General features: G+C 69.6%; 16 protein-coding genes and 1 pseudogene. 10 read left to right on the top strand and 7 right to left on the bottom strand.

The genetic code is table 11. The annotated features are described in order from the left end of the window. Positions 1-66 precede the first annotated feature (66 nt). A complete protein-coding gene (locus IF46_RS33360; protein ID WP_232234116.1) occupies positions 67-426 on the top strand; it encodes a hypothetical protein in 360 nt (119 codons plus the stop codon). A gap of 16 nt (positions 427-442) precedes the next feature. Here the strand turns inward: IF46_RS33360 and IF46_RS0121945 are convergent, their stop codons facing one another. Next, the gene (locus IF46_RS0121945; protein ID WP_030490238.1) at positions 443-907 is read right to left on the bottom strand and encodes a GNAT family N-acetyltransferase; all 465 of its coding nucleotides are present in this window, start codon (positions 905-907) and stop codon (positions 443-445) included. Between the two features lie 229 nt (positions 908-1136). Continuing rightward, a complete protein-coding gene (locus IF46_RS0121940; protein ID WP_030490237.1) occupies positions 1137-1994 on the bottom strand; it encodes an SDR family oxidoreductase in 858 nt (285 codons plus the stop codon). Between the two features lie 96 nt (positions 1995-2090). Here IF46_RS0121940 and IF46_RS0121935 point away from each other — a divergent pair, with 96 nt between their 5' ends. Next, a complete protein-coding gene (locus tag IF46_RS0121935; protein WP_036392915.1) occupies positions 2091-2486 on the top strand; it encodes a winged helix-turn-helix transcriptional regulator in 396 nt (131 codons plus the stop codon). Positions 2487-2506: 20 nt separating this feature from the next. Here the strand turns inward: IF46_RS0121935 and IF46_RS0121930 are convergent, their stop codons facing one another. After that, positions 2507-3376, bottom strand: a complete 870-nt coding sequence (locus tag IF46_RS0121930; RefSeq protein WP_157563308.1) for a hypothetical protein — start codon at positions 3374-3376, stop codon at positions 2507-2509. A 500-nt stretch (positions 3377-3876) separates the two neighbouring features. Here IF46_RS0121930 and IF46_RS0121925 point away from each other — a divergent pair, with 500 nt between their 5' ends. The 3 genes and pseudogenes from IF46_RS0121925 to IF46_RS35770 form a co-directional block, all read left to right on the top strand. Beyond that, the gene (locus IF46_RS0121925) at positions 3877-4614 is read left to right on the top strand and encodes a hypothetical protein (RefSeq protein ID WP_030490234.1); all 738 of its coding nucleotides are present in this window, start codon (positions 3877-3879) and stop codon (positions 4612-4614) included. A gap of 115 nt (positions 4615-4729) precedes the next feature. Next, on the top strand, positions 4730-6034 hold the full coding sequence (locus IF46_RS0121920) for a M20/M25/M40 family metallo-hydrolase (RefSeq protein ID WP_030490233.1): 1305 nt from the start codon (positions 4730-4732) through the stop codon (positions 6032-6034). A gap of 182 nt (positions 6035-6216) precedes the next feature. Beyond that, a pseudogene (locus IF46_RS35770) lies at positions 6217-6513 on the top strand (IS5/IS1182 family transposase); the annotation flags it as partial. 66 nt (positions 6514-6579) lie between these two features. On the opposite strand, the gene IF46_RS32700 reads toward IF46_RS35770, so the two are convergent. After that, the gene (locus IF46_RS32700; RefSeq protein WP_198041501.1) at positions 6580-7035 is read right to left on the bottom strand and encodes a DUF6624 domain-containing protein; all 456 of its coding nucleotides are present in this window, start codon (positions 7033-7035) and stop codon (positions 6580-6582) included. 76 nt (positions 7036-7111) lie between these two features. Beyond that, on the bottom strand, positions 7112-8077 hold the full coding sequence (locus IF46_RS0121910) for a helix-turn-helix transcriptional regulator (RefSeq protein WP_030490231.1): 966 nt from the start codon (positions 8075-8077) through the stop codon (positions 7112-7114). A 427-nt stretch (positions 8078-8504) separates the two neighbouring features. Here IF46_RS0121910 and IF46_RS35260 point away from each other — a divergent pair, with 427 nt between their 5' ends. Together IF46_RS35260 and IF46_RS0121900 are read left to right on the top strand one after the other, a co-directional pair. Next, positions 8505-9167 (top strand): hypothetical protein, encoded by a 663-nt coding sequence (locus tag IF46_RS35260; RefSeq protein ID WP_232234115.1) that lies wholly within the window; start codon positions 8505-8507, stop codon positions 9165-9167. 135 nt (positions 9168-9302) lie between these two features. Further along, the gene (locus tag IF46_RS0121900; RefSeq protein ID WP_030490229.1) at positions 9303-10814 is read left to right on the top strand and encodes a hypothetical protein; all 1512 of its coding nucleotides are present in this window, start codon (positions 9303-9305) and stop codon (positions 10812-10814) included. Positions 10815-10903: 89 nt separating this feature from the next. Here the strand turns inward: IF46_RS0121900 and IF46_RS0121895 are convergent, their stop codons facing one another. Beyond that, a complete protein-coding gene (locus IF46_RS0121895; protein ID WP_051724065.1) occupies positions 10904-11473 on the bottom strand; it encodes a MarR family winged helix-turn-helix transcriptional regulator in 570 nt (189 codons plus the stop codon). Between the two features lie 114 nt (positions 11474-11587). On the opposite strand from IF46_RS0121895, the gene IF46_RS0121890 reads away from it, so the two are divergent. From IF46_RS0121890 to IF46_RS0121880, 3 genes are read left to right on the top strand one after another with little or no spacing between them, the layout of a single operon-like run. Further along, positions 11588-13183: an LLM class flavin-dependent oxidoreductase gene (locus IF46_RS0121890; protein ID WP_030490227.1), complete on the top strand. Its 1596-nt coding sequence runs from the start codon at positions 11588-11590 to the stop codon at positions 13181-13183. A 52-nt stretch (positions 13184-13235) separates the two neighbouring features. Then, on the top strand, positions 13236-13853 hold the full coding sequence (locus tag IF46_RS0121885) for an ArsR/SmtB family transcription factor (RefSeq protein WP_030490226.1): 618 nt from the start codon (positions 13236-13238) through the stop codon (positions 13851-13853). Then, entirely contained in the window at positions 13850-15124 is a 1275-nt protein-coding gene (locus tag IF46_RS0121880) for an MFS transporter (protein WP_030490225.1), read from the top strand. Before IF46_RS0121885 ends, IF46_RS0121880 begins: the two co-directional genes overlap by 4 nt. Positions 15125-15129: 5 nt before the next feature. On the opposite strand, the gene IF46_RS0121875 is transcribed toward IF46_RS0121880, so the two are convergent. Beyond that, complete coding sequence (locus IF46_RS0121875; protein WP_030490224.1) at positions 15130-15825, bottom strand: alpha/beta fold hydrolase; 696 nt, start codon at positions 15823-15825, stop codon at positions 15130-15132. Between the last annotated feature and the right edge of the window lie 39 nt (positions 15826-15864).

Genomic DNA, 15864 nt, shown 5'->3' with positions numbered 1-15864 from the left:
CCGCTGGTCTAGGTTCTCGATGGTGAGCGGGACCAGGCGACCCGCGCCAGCTATGAGGGGTGCGCGATGTCCGAACCTGATCTTGTTGACCTGCGCCAACGGGCCAAGGGCGGTGACCGGGACGCGATCGACCAGCTCGTCGAGCTCGCGGGGGAACGGGGTGACCTGGCCGAGCTGCGTCAGCTAGCCGAGGACGGCAACACCGACGCGGCGGCCCAGCTGGTCGAGCTTGCCACCGAACTTGGGGACACGAACGAGCTGCGACGTCTCGCCGACCGGGGCGACCGGGACGCCGCTGACCACCTCGTCGAGTTGGCCGCGGAGCGGGCGGACGTCGGCGAACTTCGCCGGCTCGCCGACGGCGGGAACCGGGATGCGGCCGACGTCCTGGCCGAGCTCACCGAAGAGCAGGACGAGGCAGAGTAGCGGGGCGCACCCGGCGTCACGTCTCAGTGGCGAGGTAGCGGCGGTAGCCCAGAGCGGACTGCGCGAACCCGATGGCCGCATAGAACTGGTGGGCGTCGGTACGTGCGGCGTTCGACACCAACTGGACCTTGTAGCAACCGGCCGCCGTCGCGTCGTGCACCGCCGCCAGCATGAGAGCCCGGGCGACCCCACGACGACGCCAGCCGGGCGCCACCACCACGTTCTCCACCACCATGTACGGCCGCGCGCCGTGCGTCAGGTTGGGGGCGACGAGAGTGTCCAGAGTGCCCACGAAGGTGTCTCCGGCGATGGCCAGGAGCAGGCGGCGGCCAGCTTGCGCGTGCAGGTCACGCCAGGCGGTGGACAGTCGGGTGGCGTCCGGCCGAGCATCGTCGGGAGCGAGTTGCCACAGCACGTCGAAGACCTGCTCGGGGTCGTCCTCTGGCACCGCGGCCCGGACGACGACGTCGCCGGCGCTCATCGGGCTGCCGCCGGGTGCGGGAACGCCGGGGCGGCGAGGGACGGCAGCGAGCACCCGGTGCGCGCCGCAGTGCCCTGGCAGGGGGTTTTCCGGTCCACGATCACGACCTCCTCGGCGCTCCTCGGTCGGGTTCCCAGGCCGCCAGTCTGCCAGTGTGGAGTCACGCCGGGCGGGCGACGGGAGCGTGGGTCCCGTCGCCCGCCCGGTGTCAGCGTGGGCGCCGGCCGGGTCAGGCCTGCGCGGCCCGGATGGCGTCGCGCAGCGGGGTGCTCGGCCGGCCGAGGAGCCGGCTGAGGTCGTCGCTGTCGGTCGCCAGCTCGCCGTTGGCGATCGACTGGTCGAGCGCGGCGACGAAACCGGCGGTGCCCGCGTCGAGGCCGACGTTCTCCAGGGCCGAGGCCAGCTCGGCGGCGGACATGTCCTGGTGGACGACGGTGGTGCCGGTCACCTCGGTGACGGCCTCGGCCAGCTCGTCGAAGGTGAAGGCGGTGCCGCCGAGCTCGTAGACGGCGTTGCCGTGCTCCTCGCGGGTCAGCGCCGCTACGGCGGCCCCCGCGTAGTCGACCCGGGGTGCGGCGGAGATCTTGCTGCCACCGGTGGCACCGAGGATGGTGCCGGTCCCGAGGTACTGCGGCAGCTGGTCGGTGTAGTTCTCGGTGTACCAGCTGTTGCGCAGCACGGTGTAGGTCAGACCGGACGCGGCGAGGACCTCCTCGGTGGCCTTGTGCTCCGGGGCGAGCGGGTTCGCGGTGGTGTCGGCCTTCAGGATGCTTGTGTAGACCAGGCGCTCGACCCCGGCGAGCTTGGCGGCGTCGATGACTGCGGTGTGCTGCGCGACGCGCTGACCGGGGGTGTCACCGGAGATGAGCAGCAGGCGGCGTACGCCGGCCACGGCGCCGGGCAGCGTCGACGGGTCGTCGTAGCTGGCCTTGCGGATCTCGACCCCGCGCGCGGCCAGGTCGGCGGCCTTCTCCGGGCTGCGGACGATGGCGGCGATCTCGGTGGCGGGTACGCCGCTGTCGAGCAGCTGCCCGATCACCAGGCGGCCCAGCCGGCCGGTGGCGCCGGTGACGGCATAGGTGGGCATGAGAACCTCCGAAGGGTAGTGACAGATCTGCAAGCACTTACGAATCTACAGCACTAACCGAGAGTTGCCATGGGATAGGGTGGTGAGGTGAGCGACATGCCGGCCCAGGACCCGGCGGGGCCTACCCAGGAATTCGTCAGCGATGTCTTCGCGCGGGGCTGCACCTCCCGTGCGGCCTTCGAGGACGTCACCTCGAAGTGGGCCTCGCTGGCCCTGTTGGCGCTCGGCGAGGGTCGCTACCGGTTCAACGCGCTGCGTCGCCGCATCGACGGGGTCAGCGAGCGGATGCTCTCCCAGACCCTGCAGACCCTCGAACGCGACGGGATGCTCACCCGCGAGGTGCTCACCGCGATCCCACCACGCGTCGAATACTCACTGACCCCCCTCGGTGCCCGGGTCGCCGAGCACCTGCGGGGCCTCGCCGATCTGCTGGAGGCCGCGGTGCCCGAGTTGCAGACCTCCCGCGACACCCACGAGCGCGATCGGGGCTAGAAGATCGCGCGGGACAGAACCTAGCGCGGACTGATCTTCTTTAGATAGGTGTTCAACGGGACGCCTGAGTACCACAACTGCATGAAGTACTCGGTGAGGCGTTCGACGAAGCGTCGGCTCTCGATGCGGACGCCATGCAGGATTTGTGCGTTCATCCCGGAGAAGGTCAGGAACGCGATCTTGTCGTCGATTAGTGCCATGTTGATCGCATCCGCCCCAACTGACCAGGGCACCACCCTCGACTCGTAGGTGGTGAAGTCCCGGGTGTGGCGTTGGTGCTCCTCCAGCCAGTCGAAGAACTCGTCCTCCGGCTGCCCGTCGGCGCCGACCGGCGCGCCGATGACCCGGTTGACCGGCAGCTGGGTTTCCGCGGCCCAGGCAACCAATCGCTGGAAGTAGCTGGTGGCGGCCTGGTTCGCGTACCGGGTCGGCGGGCTCTGGCGGATGTAGGTCACGCGGACGAGCTCGCGTGCCCGGACGACCCCGGCCTCCAGCGATGAGTAGAAATCACTCGTCGAATCGAAGTACGTGGTCGGCACGGTCTCGTCGGCACAATCCGGACGGGCCAGTGGCGCGGACGACGGGTTCGCCGGAGCCAGGCCGTGGATTTGCTCCCACAGACCGATAAGCCGGTCCGAGTGCTCCGAGCGGGGCACGTCGAGCTTCACGAGCAGCGCGGCCAGCTGCGGGTGGGTGGGCAGCCTCTTCCCCTTGAGGATCTGAGCGGCTGCATTCCGATTTGTCCCCAGTGGTGTCACGAACGATTTGATCGGCGGGTTACCCGCACGGAGTCGGAGCTCCTGCAGCATCCCGATGAATTCCTCGACAAGCTCCGGGCGGCGCACTGCATGCGGTTCGCCATGAACCCGCTGCCCCGGCACCTGTATCACGCGGAACCTCGCTTTCCCTCCCTGAGGTATGCACATCTTCGCACAAGATCGCATCGGTGCGCCACGTGCCGCCATGGCGGCACGTGGCGCACCGATGCATCGCGGGTCGCTCCTGTGCTCTCGAATGCCCTTCGCCCTGGCGGCAGGCCCTTTCCCGCTATTCCTCGCCACACCTCGCAACACCCGATTGTGGACGCCGTCAAGTCGGCGCATTCTCTGTATTCAGAGGAATTCGAGTGGAGGAGCCAAAATATGAACACGCACACCGACAGCACTGGCGCAAAGGCAGCGCCCAGCGGTTCCTGCACCGATATTCGTGAGAGCGGCGAGACCTGTCCAGAATGCGGCCACCGGCCCACTTACCGCCAGACGTTCTTCCCGACATGCACCTTCGAGCTGAAGGCATACGACGTCTGGGAGTGCACCTGGTGCAACGTGGTCTGCAAGGCCGTTCCGGCCACGGACAGGACGCCCCGACTTCCGACGCCACGGGAGGATTCGTGAACCCAATCGACACGTCGTTCGCCGGTGAGCGCGAGCGGTGGGACAGGCGGGTGCTGAAGGCGGCACTCCTGGTCTCGATCCCGCTCTACTTCGTGGCCCTCTTCATGGGCCGCGAGCTGGGCTTCAACAAGTACATCGAGGGTCCGCTCGTCTCTGCCTCGATCCTGTACCTCCTGGTCTCCCTGGACAAGCTGGTGGCGGTCTGGAGGGACAGCGCCCGCGGGCGGGTGGAACTGCGCACCTACGAGACGGCGGCGGAGTTCTATCTGGACCTCGCCGCCCGTGTCCTGCAGGCGCGCCGCCGGGTATGGACCACCTATCTGCGGCCGGTGTCAATCCAGTCCCTCGGCCCGGACGCCGAGACCTATTTCAGGGTCTGCGAGCAGTGGGCGGCGCGCGATCCGGCGGGGCACGCTTTCCGCAGGATCGTGATCCGGCCCGAGGGCCTGGGCATGGAGGGCATGCTTGAAATAGAACAGAAACGCAACCGCCGGCCGAATTACACAGTGCGGGTCGCGAAGAACAACACCGGTGACGCGATCAGCATGGCGGTGGTCGACGACGACATCGTCTTCGTGACATTCGTCGTGGAACGCGACGAGTTCAAGGGGTTCAGCTGTCAGAGCCGCGAGCTCGGGTCGCTGTTCCAGAGCTACCACAGTCTGCTGTGGCAGACCGGCGTGGACGTCGGCGACTATGTTGCCAGCGGCGCGTCCGCGCAACAGCAACGTTGATGGTCATCCGTCGCTGTCCTGACGATACGTTCTGCCGAGACAGCGACGGATTGCACGCCCCAGTCGTTGTCCGGCAGTCAGTGCGGCAAGAGCGAACAGGAAGCGGAGCTAGTTCATGAACGCAGAGGACGAAGTTGCTCAGCTCTGCAGCGAACTCATCCAAATCGACTCGATCAACTACGGTGACGGCCTCGGTGACGAGCGGCTGACGGCAGAATATGTGGCCGGCAAGCTCGACGAGGTCGCGGTCGCCTGTGAGATCATCGCCCCTCCGGGCCACGGGAAACGGACCAGCCTGCTCGCCCGGATCCCCGGCACCGGCTCCGACCGGGGCGCCCTGCTGCTGCACGGGCATCTGGACGTCGTCCCATTCGAGGAGGACAACTGGTCCGTCCCGCCGCTGTCCGGCGAGTTCAGGGACGGCTGCGTCTGGGGACGTGGCGCGGTGGACATGAAGAACATGGATGCCATGGTGCTGGCCGTCGTGCGAGACATGGTCCGAACCGGTCGCCGGCCTGAGCGCGACCTCGTGCTGGCCTTCGTGGCCGACGAGGAGGCCGGCGGCGAGCTCGGTGCGCACTGGCTCGTGGAAAACCGGCGCGAGTGGTTCGAGGACTGCACCGATGCGATCAGCGAGGTGGGCGGCTTCTCGTATACGATCGGCGACAATCTACGCCTCTACCTCGTCCAGACCGCCGAAAAAGGCCTCTCCTGGATGCAGATCCGGGCCCGCGGCGTCGCCGGGCACGGATCGATGCTGCCAGACCACAACGCCGTGGCCGAGCTGGCCGAGGCCGTCGCCCGCGTCGGCAGGCACCGCTTTCCAATCCACCTGACCGACACTACCCGCAGCCTGCTCCGCGATCTCAGCTCCTTCCTGGAGCTCCCCTTCGACGCTAAGGACCCGGAGCCGTTGCTTGCCCAACTCGGCCCGATGGCTCGCCTGATCGGCGCATCCATCGCCAACACCGCCAACCCCACCTTCATGCGGGCCGGCCAGAAGGTGAACGTGATCCCGGGTGAGGCCGTCGCGATGATCGATGGACGGTTCCTGCCCGGCCAGGAGGAGGAGTTCGACCGCGTCATGGGCGAGCTGCTCGGTGACGCCTTCGAGTGCGAACCCATCGTGCGTCGGCCCGCTGTGGAAACCTCTTTCGACGGCCCGCTGATCAAGGACATCTCCGAGGCGCTCACCGCCGAGGACCCGATCGCCCATCCACTGCCGTACATGCTGTCGGCCGGCACCGACGCCAAGTCCTTCGACCGGCTCGGCATGAAGTGCGTCGGCTTCACGCCGCTGCGTCTCCCGTCCGACATGGACTTTTCCAGCCTGTTCCATGGCGTCGACGAGCGCGTGCCGGTGGACAGCCTCCAGTTCGGCGTGCGGGTGCTCGATAGGTTGCTGAGCGGCCGCAGTTGACCCATGCGGTCACCAAACCATGCCGAACTGCCCGGGACTGTACAGATGACGGTGGACTCGATCTTGCGGGCCGGCGCGCTTCTCGGTCAGCGCGGTGACGTATTGCGCTCGCGCGGGACAAGCGAGTGGTAGTGGTGCGGTCAGCCACGGCATCGATGAACAGGGTGGGGCGGTCGCCCGACGCCGCCGACGCTCGCACTGACGGCCACCTGCAGAGAGAGCCACCCGGCGGCGTGCACGACGACCCGCCGATCCCGCCCTCGGACGATCTCGCGGCGGTCTTACCACCAAAACGCATCTGGCCTGTGAGCAGGGACAGAAGGTCTTGTCTATGGTCGTGACCGCCGGGCATCGTGGTGAAAGCCCGCAATTCATCCCGGTCCTGCGCCGAATCAGGGACTCGGCTCGGGGAGGGCCGGTCCCGCATCTGCCCCGCCCGCGTTAGATCGACCGGCAATAGGTGTCACTTGAGTCGGCGGGTGGTGGGCCTGCTTGCTACCTCGGGGTCCTCACCGCCCAAACGACCTACCTATCGCCGGTCGCTCTTAGTTGGTGTCCTGCGCGCAGATCGTGGTCATCTCGGCCAGGTAGCTGGCCAGCGTGGGTAGACCGGCCTCGGCCCGACGCCGCTCGACACGCGGCTCGTCCCTAATCGGGGTCGCAGGGACGGGGCCGCCCGGTCCGCGGCGGATTTGAGTGCCGTACACCTGGGGCTCGCCCTTGCCCGCCGCGACTCGGTCCTCCAGGTAGGCCAGGTTGCCCGGCGATGCCTGGCCTGCGGATACCGCGGCCCGCAGCAGGTCCAGTGCCTCCTGTTGAAAGGTCGGATCCTGGTCGGAGTGCTGGGCGATCGCCCAGGCGGCGTTGCCGCCGTCCGCACCCACGAGGGCGAACGTCGGCCAGCCGCGGGTACGGATGATCTCCTTCAACCGGGCGATGCGGGCCTGGTCGGACTCGTGCTGCGGCGTGCCCGCGCGGTCGGCCTGGTCGCGCTCCAGCATCGCGATCAACTCGTCGTGCAGTGCCGTGTCGAAGGCGACCGAGGGCCGGACGGCGGGGGAGGGGGCGCTCTGTGTCTCAGGTGTGCAGCGTCTCGCGCGGCGGCACGCCGAAGCTGGCGTGGTATCGCGCGGTGAACCTGCTGTGGCTGGCGAACCCCCACCGACTGGCGATCGCCGAGACGGTCTCCTGGCGCGGGTCGGCGCGCACCAGGTCGTGGTGCGCCCGCACGAGGCGGATCCGACGCAGGTGGGCCATGGGGGTGGTGCCGAGGTGGCGGCGGAAGGCGAGTTGCACCGCCCGCAGGGAGACGCCGGCGGCACCGGCGATGTCGGCCGCGCTGATGTCCCGGTCGGCGTGCTCCTCCAGGAACGCGATCGCCCGTCGCAGCGTGCCGGTGGTGGCGTCATGTCGGTCCGCGGCGGTCGGTTCGGTGAACGCGGTGTTGGGGAAGACCGTGAGCGCCGCCGCGGCGAGCATCCGTGCGGCATTGCCGATCACCAGCGGTTGCGCGTCGGCGGCGGAGCTGTTGAGCACGACGTCGCGGACGAAGCTGGTGGTGTTGCGCCACTGCCGGGCGAGGGCCGTGCTGACCGGATTCAAATCGGTGAACTGGATTCGACCGGGCCGGCGGGCCGGCGCGGTGGTGGCCACCTGCGCCAGCACCGACAGGTCCAGCACGCAGAGCTCCACCTCACCGGGATGCCAGCGTACGTTGCACGGCTCCGCCGGCCTGGTGGCGAGGAAGACCTCGCCGGGCCCGAACCGGTGGGCCGATCCGACGCAGGAGCGCTCGACGCGGGCGGTGCGGGTGCGGCCGATGACCAGTCCGTGCAGGTTGCTGCTGGTACCGATCTCAAGGTGCCCGGTCTGGCGAGTGGTCGCGATGGCGAAGGGCCCGGTGTCGACGCGGTGATGGGTGAGCCGGTAGCGGTCCGTGCTCTGGATCCGCAGTTTCGGGTCGTACGTCGCGGACAGAAACTCCTGGACGGCCGCCGGGTCACGGCTGTCGAACCGGTGGGTCTGCACTGGCGATGACGTCATCCGCTGTCTCCGTCCGGTGGAGTGCCGCCGGGTGGTGGAACGGTCCGACGGCGAAATCGGTACGTGTCGGGGCACTCGGGGGCGCCCGGCACGATGTTGGCCGGCGGTGCGGTGCAGTGGAACGTCGCGAGCGGGACGGCAGCGACCGGTTGAGTGCATCGGATCTGGTCTGACCGTTCGGTGGCTCTGGAACGCAATATCTGCAGATGGGAATTTCACCATACGACAATCACTGTCGCGCCGTCCCGCGAATCGCCGAGATGTGTCGGCAGATCGACTTCGCTTTTCGGCTAGCGCGCCGAATGGTTCTACGCCTGCTGGCCTAGCCGCCGCCGCGGCCGACAGCGAAATCTTGTTCATGATTCCCGGCGTCGTCGGAGGACGACCCGGGCCACCGCCGGGAGACCGGCCCACGGAGGGATGAGCGTTGGACAGTACGGATCCTGACCGTGTCGTTCAGCTTGCCGTGGCCGAGGCGCTGGCCCGGGTGGCGGACGAGGACAGCTTAGGGTTGGGCGAGGGTGACGCACTGGCGAGGCTGGGCGACGCGCTGCGCAAGGTGCTGCGCCGCGCACTCGACGACCGGGTGCCGTTGACTACGCCGGAATTCGTCGACCTCTGTCGTGACCTGGGTCTGCACCACGACGCCTTCGACCTGCTGGGGCACTACCTGATGACCGCGTTGCTGGCCCAGCACGTCGGCCCGGACGCCCTGATCCGCGTTGGAGTGCTCTTCGGCACCGTCGGGCGCTACCTGCCCGCTGCCCGTTCGGTCGTACACCGCAACGAGGGCCCCGCGCCACGGCGGCGCGACGTCCGCACGGACAACAGCGTCGTCGGCCGGTATCGCCGCGCCAAGCTGCCCGAGCACCTGCCCAACCCACCGAGCTGGACCTGCACCGGATGCGGCCGTGAGTGGCCCTGCGCCACCAAACAGAGCCAACTGCTCGCCGAGTTCGGTGGAGCGCGCGCCGCCCTCGCGGTCTATCTCGGCTCCTGTCTCGTCGCCGCCGCCCAGGACCTGCCCACGCTGCCGCTGCCTCGGGTCCGGCTCCGATTCCTGGGCTGGCTGCCCCGAGCCCGGATCTGACCAGGCCGTCGGCGGCCCACCGGCCCCGGACGGAGTGTTCATCGTGAACACGTGCCCCATACGACGGGAGTTCACCGCCCTCTTCGAGGCTCCTTGATCGAAAGAGCATTCGCTTGATCGAGGAGAGGCTCTCACGTGAGAGACAAGCATCCCGAAGAGACCGAGCACGCTCAGCTGTCGCGGCGCAAGCTGGTCAAGTACGCGGGCGTCGGCGCGACGCTGGCCGCGGCCAGCCCGCTGGTCGGTGCCAGCGCGGCGTGGGCCGACGAGGACCTCCGGCCGGGTGACGACGACAAGAGCGACCGGGGCAACTCCAAGAACCGGGTGTGGCGCGCGGGCGACCACCACATCCACTCCGAGTACAGCGGCGAGTTCGACACCACGAAGTCCCCGATTGTCTTCCACAAGGGTGCGGACGCGGTCTACCCGATCGTCACCAACGCCATCATGGCAAAGCACTTCGGTCTGACCTGGGCGATGTGCACCGACCACGGTGGACCCACCCACTCGAAGGTGAACATCGAGCAGGCGTACCCCGACCTGCTGCGCTCGCGCAAGCTGGTCCCCGAGGTGCTCCAGTTCTGGGGCATGGAGTTCGACGCGCCCTCGCTGGATCACCACACGCTGATGATTCCGCGCCACGACGACGAGGCCAAGCAGCTCTTCGAGCTGGAGAGCCGGTTCGCCAAGTACGACGCGTTCCCCACCGACCCGGCCCGCGACACCGAGGCCAAGATGGTGGAGTTCCTCAAGGTCGCCCGGGGCATGCCGCACAAGCCGCTGGTGATCGCCCACCACGCGTCCCGTTCGGCGCCCGGTCTCGGTGTCTACGGTCAGGACACCCCGCGCGAGTTCCGTAACGGCAACAATGCCGCGCCGGACGTCTACATCGGCTTCGAGGGTGCCCCCGGCCACCAGGCCGGCCCGCTCAACGGTGGCAAGCGCGGCGGGTACGGCAACCACCCCACCTACGGCGGCTTCGACCAGATGACCGCCCGGGTCGGTGGCCTGTGGGACTCCCTGCTCGGCGAGGGGCGGCGCTGGTGGATCACCGCGACCTCGGACTCGCACGTGCACTGGACCCGCGGTGGCTCCGACTTCTGGCCGGGCGAGTACAGCAAGACGTACGTGCACGCCCGCCAGGACTACGGCGACATCATGGACGGCCTGCGCAACGGCCGCATCTGGGTCACCACCGGTGACCTGATCCGCAACCTCGACGTCACCGCCACGTCCCAGGGCAGGACCGCCGAGGTGGGCGAGACGATCACGGTGAGCCGGCGTAGCCGTACCGATGTCGAGATCGAGATCACGTTCCGCCCGCTGGGTGGGGCGAACGCGAACGGTGACCGGCCCGAGGTCCGTCGGGTCGACCTGATCGTCGGCCAGATCACCGGCCCGAGCGCCAGCCTGGACGCCGACACCAACCCCACCACCAAGGTGGCGGCCCGCTTCGGCCCGCGGGACTGGCGTCGACACGGGGACAGCTACGTCATCCGGCACACCCTGCGCAACGTCGAGGCCGACACCTACGCGCGGGTGCGGGGCACCAGCACCGACGAGGACGAGCCGCTCGCCGACGGGCTGGAGAGCCCGTGGGACGACCTGTGGTTCTACTCGAACCCGGTGTTCGTGCACGTGCGCTGACCGAGCGCGGTAGCGACACCGCGGGCCCGTCCGACACCGCTCGACGTACGACGTCGGGCGGTGCGGGGCGGGCCCGCAGTCGTCGCAGGTCAGCCTGGGCTGCGGCGGCGGGCTCGCGGGCCGGCGGGTTTCCCGGGTGCCGCCGGTGCCGGGTCGTCGGCTCGCACCTGCGTCACCACCTCGCAGAGGTCACGCAGCGGGTCCACCGACTGGGCCGAGCAGGCCACCCGCTGCAGCAGGGCCCGCAGCGTCGCCGATTCGGCCGGCGCGAGCGCGCCCAACAGATGTGACTCGACCTGCCGCAGCGCCGACCGCCGTTGCTCCCAGGCAGCCCGGCCGGCGTCGGTGACGTCGACCAGCCGGTTGCGTCGGTCGGCCGGGTCCGCCCGGCGGGCGACGAACCCGGGTCGCTCCAGGTCGTCGATCAGGTAGGTGAGGACGGTGCGGTCGATGCCGAGCTCCTCGGCGATCGCGCCCTGGTTGCGGGCTGGCCCGTTGATCGCCGCGGTGAGCAGCTGATAGCCGCGAGGGCCACCGGGGAAGTCGGTGAGCGTGTGCTCGGCCGCCCGGACGTAGCCGCGGAAGACGATCCCGAGCATCCAGCCCAGGTCGTCGTCGAGCGGATCGGGCCGGTCCGGCCGGTCAGTGGCACCCGTCATACGCCGACAATACCGCAGTGGGCCAGACCATGTTGGCAGCAGATGTTCTGTGTGGCATAAGGTTATGGTTACGACGCATCGCCCGAGGCGGCGCGGAAATCGGGAGGCTCGCAGATGAGCGACTACGGCCACGACCTGGTCTTCGGATCCTTCGTCACGCCCAGCGCCGGCAATCCGGACCACACGGTCGGCGTCGCCGTCCTGGCCGAGCAGGTTGGGCTGGACCTGGTCACCTTCCAGGACCACCCATACCAGCCGGCGTTCCTCGACACCTGGACGCTGCTGAGCTTCGTCGCGGCCCGCACCAGCCGGGTGCAGGTGGCGGCGAACGTGACGAACCTGCCGCTGCGCCCACCGGCGGTGCTCGCCCGCAGTGTGGCCAGCCTCGACCTGCTCAGCGGTGGTCGGGTCAGCCTCGGCCTCGGGGCGGGGGCGTTCTGGGACGCCATCGAGGCGATGGGCGGTCGGCGGCTGACCCCCGGCCAGGGCGTACGCGCGCTGGAGGAGGCCATCGAGGTCATCCGTCAGCTCTGGGACGTCGAGACGCGCGGCGGCGTGCGGGTCGATGGCGAGTTCTACCGGGTGGTGGGTGCCAAGCGTGGGCCCGCTCCGGCCCACGCGGTGCCGATCTGGCTGGGCGCGTACAAGCCCCGGATGCTCCAGCTCACCGGGCGGCGGGCCGACGGCTGGCTGCCCTCGCTGGGTTACCTTCAGCCCGGTGACCTGGCCAAGGGCAACGCGATCATCGACGACGCCGCGCAGCAGGCCGGGCGGTCCCCGCAGGACGTACGCCGCCTGCTCAACATCTCCGGGCAGTTCTCGGCGCTCGGACGCGGCCCGCTGAACGGTCCCGCCGAGCAGTGGGTGCAGGAGCTGGTCGAGCTGGCGCTGGGGGAGGGCGTCAGCGCGTTCATCCTCGGCAGCGACGACCCGGACGACCTGCGCCGGTTCGCCGGCGAGGTGGCCCCCGCCGTCCGCGAGTTGGTCGCGGCCGAGCGCGACCGTGGCGCGGCTGCGGAGCGCACGCCGGCTGCGGAGCGCACCCCGGCGCCGGAGCCGGAGCCGGTCGCGGCCTCGCCGGCCCGGTCGAGCCGCGTCAGGGTGACCGGCGGCGCGTTCGCCGTGGTGCCGACCCCCGACGACGGTGTACGGCGCAGCGAGCGGCAGGTCTGGGACGAGTCGACCCGGCCGACCGGGCCCGCTCCCGATCCGGAGCGCACCTACACCGCGCACGAGCAGGCCACCGGCGCGCACCTCGTGCAGATCCACGACGGCCTGCGCGCCGAGTTGGCCCAGATTCACGACCTCATCGAGCAGGTGGCGGCCGGCGAGATCGACGCCGGTGCGGCCCGGTCCCACATCAACACGATGACCATGCGGCAGAACAGGTGGACGCTCGGCGTCTACTGCGAGTCGTACTGCCGCATCGTCACCACCCACCACACGATCGAGGACCAGTCGTTCTTCCCCAGGTTGCGGGCGCGTGACCCCCGGCTCGGCCCGGTGGTCGACCGGCTGGAGCAGGAGCATCACGTCATCCACGACGTGCTGGAGGGTGTCGATCGGGCCCTGGTCGCGTACGTCGGGTCTCCGGACGGCCTCACTGAACTGCGGGCCGCGGTGGATCTGCTGACCGACGCCCTGTTGTCGCACCTCAGCTACGAGGAGCGGGAGCTGGTCGAGCCGTTGGCGCGGTTGGGCATCGCCTGATCGGCGCGGCTCGTGGTTGCCCCGACACAATCTGAGAGACTACTCTCGAAACATGTCTCTCAAGAACCCGTACGGGGATTTCGAGATCACCGAGCCACAGGCGCTGCGGGCGCTGGCCCATCCGGTCCGACTCGCGATCCTGGAGCACCTTCAGCGGCACGGCCCGAACACGGCCACCGGGCTCTCGCCGCACGTCGGGGCCACCCCGTCGGTGGTCAGCTGGCACCTGCGGCACCTCGCCACGTTCGGCCTGGTCCTCGACTGGGACGGTGCCACCAGCAAGCGGGAACGCTGGTGGCAGGCGGCCGCCCGAGGCTTCCGCTTCGCCGCGCCCGAGGGCACCGAGGGGCAGTCCGCCGTCCAGCAACTGCGCGGCGAGATGTTCGCCCGCAACGCCGAGGCCCCCCAACAGTGGCTGCTGCATGACGAGCCCCGACTGGACGCCGAGTGGCGTGCCCTGGCGGGCATGGCCGACACCCGATTCGTCGCCACCCCCGACGAGTTGCGGCTACTGGAGGAGTCGATCGAAGAGCTGATCGCCCCGTACGTGCGGCGCAAGGAGGAGGCGGCTCCGGCCGACGCGCGGATCGTCCGGATGCTGCGCTACCTGCTGCCCGAGCCGGGGGACGCAGCCCCGGCCGAGCCCGGCGACGGCCCGGCCGCGTCATGACCGCCACCGACGCCCCCACCGATGCCGACACCGCACCCCCGCCGGCCCTGCACCGTGACCGGCGCTTCCGCACCTTCTGGATCGGCGAGACGATCTCCCAGTTCGGCGATCGCATCAGCGAACTGGCCCTACCGCTCATCGCCGTCACCCTGCTGACCGTCACACCCGTGCAGGTCAGCGTCCTCACCGCGCTGATCTGGCTGCCCAACCTGCTGGGCCTGTTCCTGGGCGCCTGGGTGGACCAGCGCACCCACAAGCGGCGACTGCTGATCATCGCCGACCTGATCCGCGCCACGGTGCTGCTCAGCCTGCCGGTGGCCTACCTGTTCGACGCGATCACCCTCACCCACCTCTACCTGGTGGCACTGCTCACCGGCTTCGGCGCGGTGCTCTTCGCCATGGCGCGTCAGGCGTTCTTCGTCGCCCTGGTGCCGCGATCGGCGTACGTGGACGCGAACAGCAAGATGAGCATGAGCCGGTCGCTATCCTTCATCGCCGGCCCGGCAGTCGGCGGTGGGCTGGTCCAGGCGCTCAGCGCACCGGTCGCGATCGTCGTCGACGCGGTCAGCTTCCTCGGCTCCGCGCTGCTGCTCAGCCGCATCCCGGTGACCGAGCCCCCGCCGCCGCCGCGTCAGACCTCCACGCTCGGCCTGGTCCGCGACGGGCTCGTGCTGGTGTTGCGGCACCCGGTGCTGCGGGCCGCCCTCGGCTGCACCAGCACAGTCAACTTCTTCACCTTCATCGCCAGCGCGCTGCTGGTGCTCTACGCCACCCGCGAACTCGACCTGTCGGCCGGCGCGATCGGCATCGCCCTCGGTTTCGGAGCGCTCGGCGGATTCGTGGGCGCGGCGCTCGCACCGCCAGTCTCCCGCGCCATCGGTCTGGGCCGTACCGCCATGATCGGCGCGGTGCTCTTCCCCGCGCCGCTGGCGCTGACCGCGCTGGTGTCCGGCCCCACCTGGACGAAGGTGGCCATGCTGGCGGCCATCGAGCTGATCTCCAGCGTCGGGGTGATGCTGATGGACGTGAACCTCAACGCCCTGCTCATCGCCGTGACACCCGCGGACGCGCTTGGACGCCGCGCCGGTGCCTACAGCGCCGTCAACTATGGGATCCGGCCACTCGGCGCGCTGGTCGGTGGCGCGTTGGGTACCACCATCGGGCTGCGGCCCACCCTGGTCGTCGCCGGCCTGGGCGGCGTGCTCGCCGTGTTGTGGCTGCTCGCGTCACCGGTGCGCCACATCCAGACCCTCGACGAGCCCACCGCCTAACCTGGTCAGGCGATCTCCGCCAGCAGGACCCGGGCCAGCTCGGTGGGCTGCGAGAACATCGGCCAGTGGCCGGTGTCCATCGTGACCAGTCGCCAGTGGTCGCTGGCCAGCAGTTTGGCCACCGTGTCGTTGGGCTCCGGCCCGTCGAGCAGGCACTTGACATACGTCGTCGGCAGCTCACCCAGTGATCGGGTCACCACGGCCGGCTCGGTCAGCGTGGCGCCCGGGTGCGGGGTGGCCCGCTCGACCAGGCGCGCGATCTGCTCGTCGGTGAGACCCTGCCCGTCGAAGTCGGCCGCACCGAGCGGTGCCCAGTTGCCGCCGTTGTCGGCGAGCTGCGCCTCGAACGCCGCCTGACCCTGCCACCAGCCGGACGCGAACGACCCACCGTCGACCGGCACCTCCGAGTCGACGAAGACCACCCTGGTCAAGCGGTCACCGATCCGTTCGGCGGCCTGACCCACCGGGATGCCCGCGTAGCTGTGCCCGACCAGCACCACGTCGCGCAGGTCGCGGCGCTCGATCTCGTCGATGATGTCCTGCACGTGGGTCTGCTGCCCGGCGGGCACGCCCCGCTTGTCGGCCAGGCCGGAGAGGGTCAGCGGGTGGGTGCCGTGACCGGCGGCCCGCAGTGGCGGCACCACGTCGTCCCACGCCCACGACCCCAGCCACGCCCCCGCCACCAACACGAATTCAGCCATGGCCGGGAGCCTAACGCCGCCCTCCGACAGGTCGGCCGG

This window comes from Micromonospora chokoriensis (genome assembly GCF_000718555.1).
Classification (GTDB): Bacteria; Actinomycetota; Actinomycetes; order Mycobacteriales; family Micromonosporaceae; genus Micromonospora; species Micromonospora chokoriensis_B.
The sequence above is the reverse complement of the archived record's forward strand: the minus strand, read 5'-3'. Positions and strand labels throughout refer to the sequence as shown.

Bases quoted from the DNA above. Each gene is read 5' to 3' on its own strand.
- IF46_RS33360 (WP_232234116.1), top strand. From the start codon at position 67: ATGTCCGAACCTGATCTTGTTGACCTGCGCCAACGGGCCAAGGGCGGT.
- IF46_RS0121945 (WP_030490238.1), bottom strand. From the start codon at position 907: ATGAGCGCCGGCGACGTCGTCGTCCGGGCCGCGGTGCCAGAGGACGAC.
- IF46_RS0121940 (WP_030490237.1), bottom strand. From the start codon at position 1,994: ATGCCCACCTATGCCGTCACCGGCGCCACCGGCCGGCTGGGCCGCCTG.
- IF46_RS0121935 (WP_036392915.1), top strand. From the start codon at position 2,091: ATGCCGGCCCAGGACCCGGCGGGGCCTACCCAGGAATTCGTCAGCGAT.
- IF46_RS0121920 (WP_030490233.1), top strand. From the start codon at position 4,730: ATGAACGCAGAGGACGAAGTTGCTCAGCTCTGCAGCGAACTCATCCAA.
- IF46_RS32700 (WP_198041501.1), bottom strand. From the start codon at position 7,035: ATGCTGGAGCGCGACCAGGCCGACCGCGCGGGCACGCCGCAGCACGAG.
- IF46_RS0121910 (WP_030490231.1), bottom strand. From the start codon at position 8,077: ATGACGTCATCGCCAGTGCAGACCCACCGGTTCGACAGCCGTGACCCG.
- IF46_RS0121895 (WP_051724065.1), bottom strand. From the start codon at position 11,473: ATGACGGGTGCCACTGACCGGCCGGACCGGCCCGATCCGCTCGACGAC.
- IF46_RS0121890 (WP_030490227.1), top strand. From the start codon at position 11,588: ATGAGCGACTACGGCCACGACCTGGTCTTCGGATCCTTCGTCACGCCC.
- IF46_RS0121885 (WP_030490226.1), top strand. From the start codon at position 13,236: ATGTCTCTCAAGAACCCGTACGGGGATTTCGAGATCACCGAGCCACAG.
- IF46_RS0121880 (WP_030490225.1), top strand. From the start codon at position 13,850: ATGACCGCCACCGACGCCCCCACCGATGCCGACACCGCACCCCCGCCG.
- IF46_RS0121875 (WP_030490224.1), bottom strand. From the start codon at position 15,825: ATGGCTGAATTCGTGTTGGTGGCGGGGGCGTGGCTGGGGTCGTGGGCG.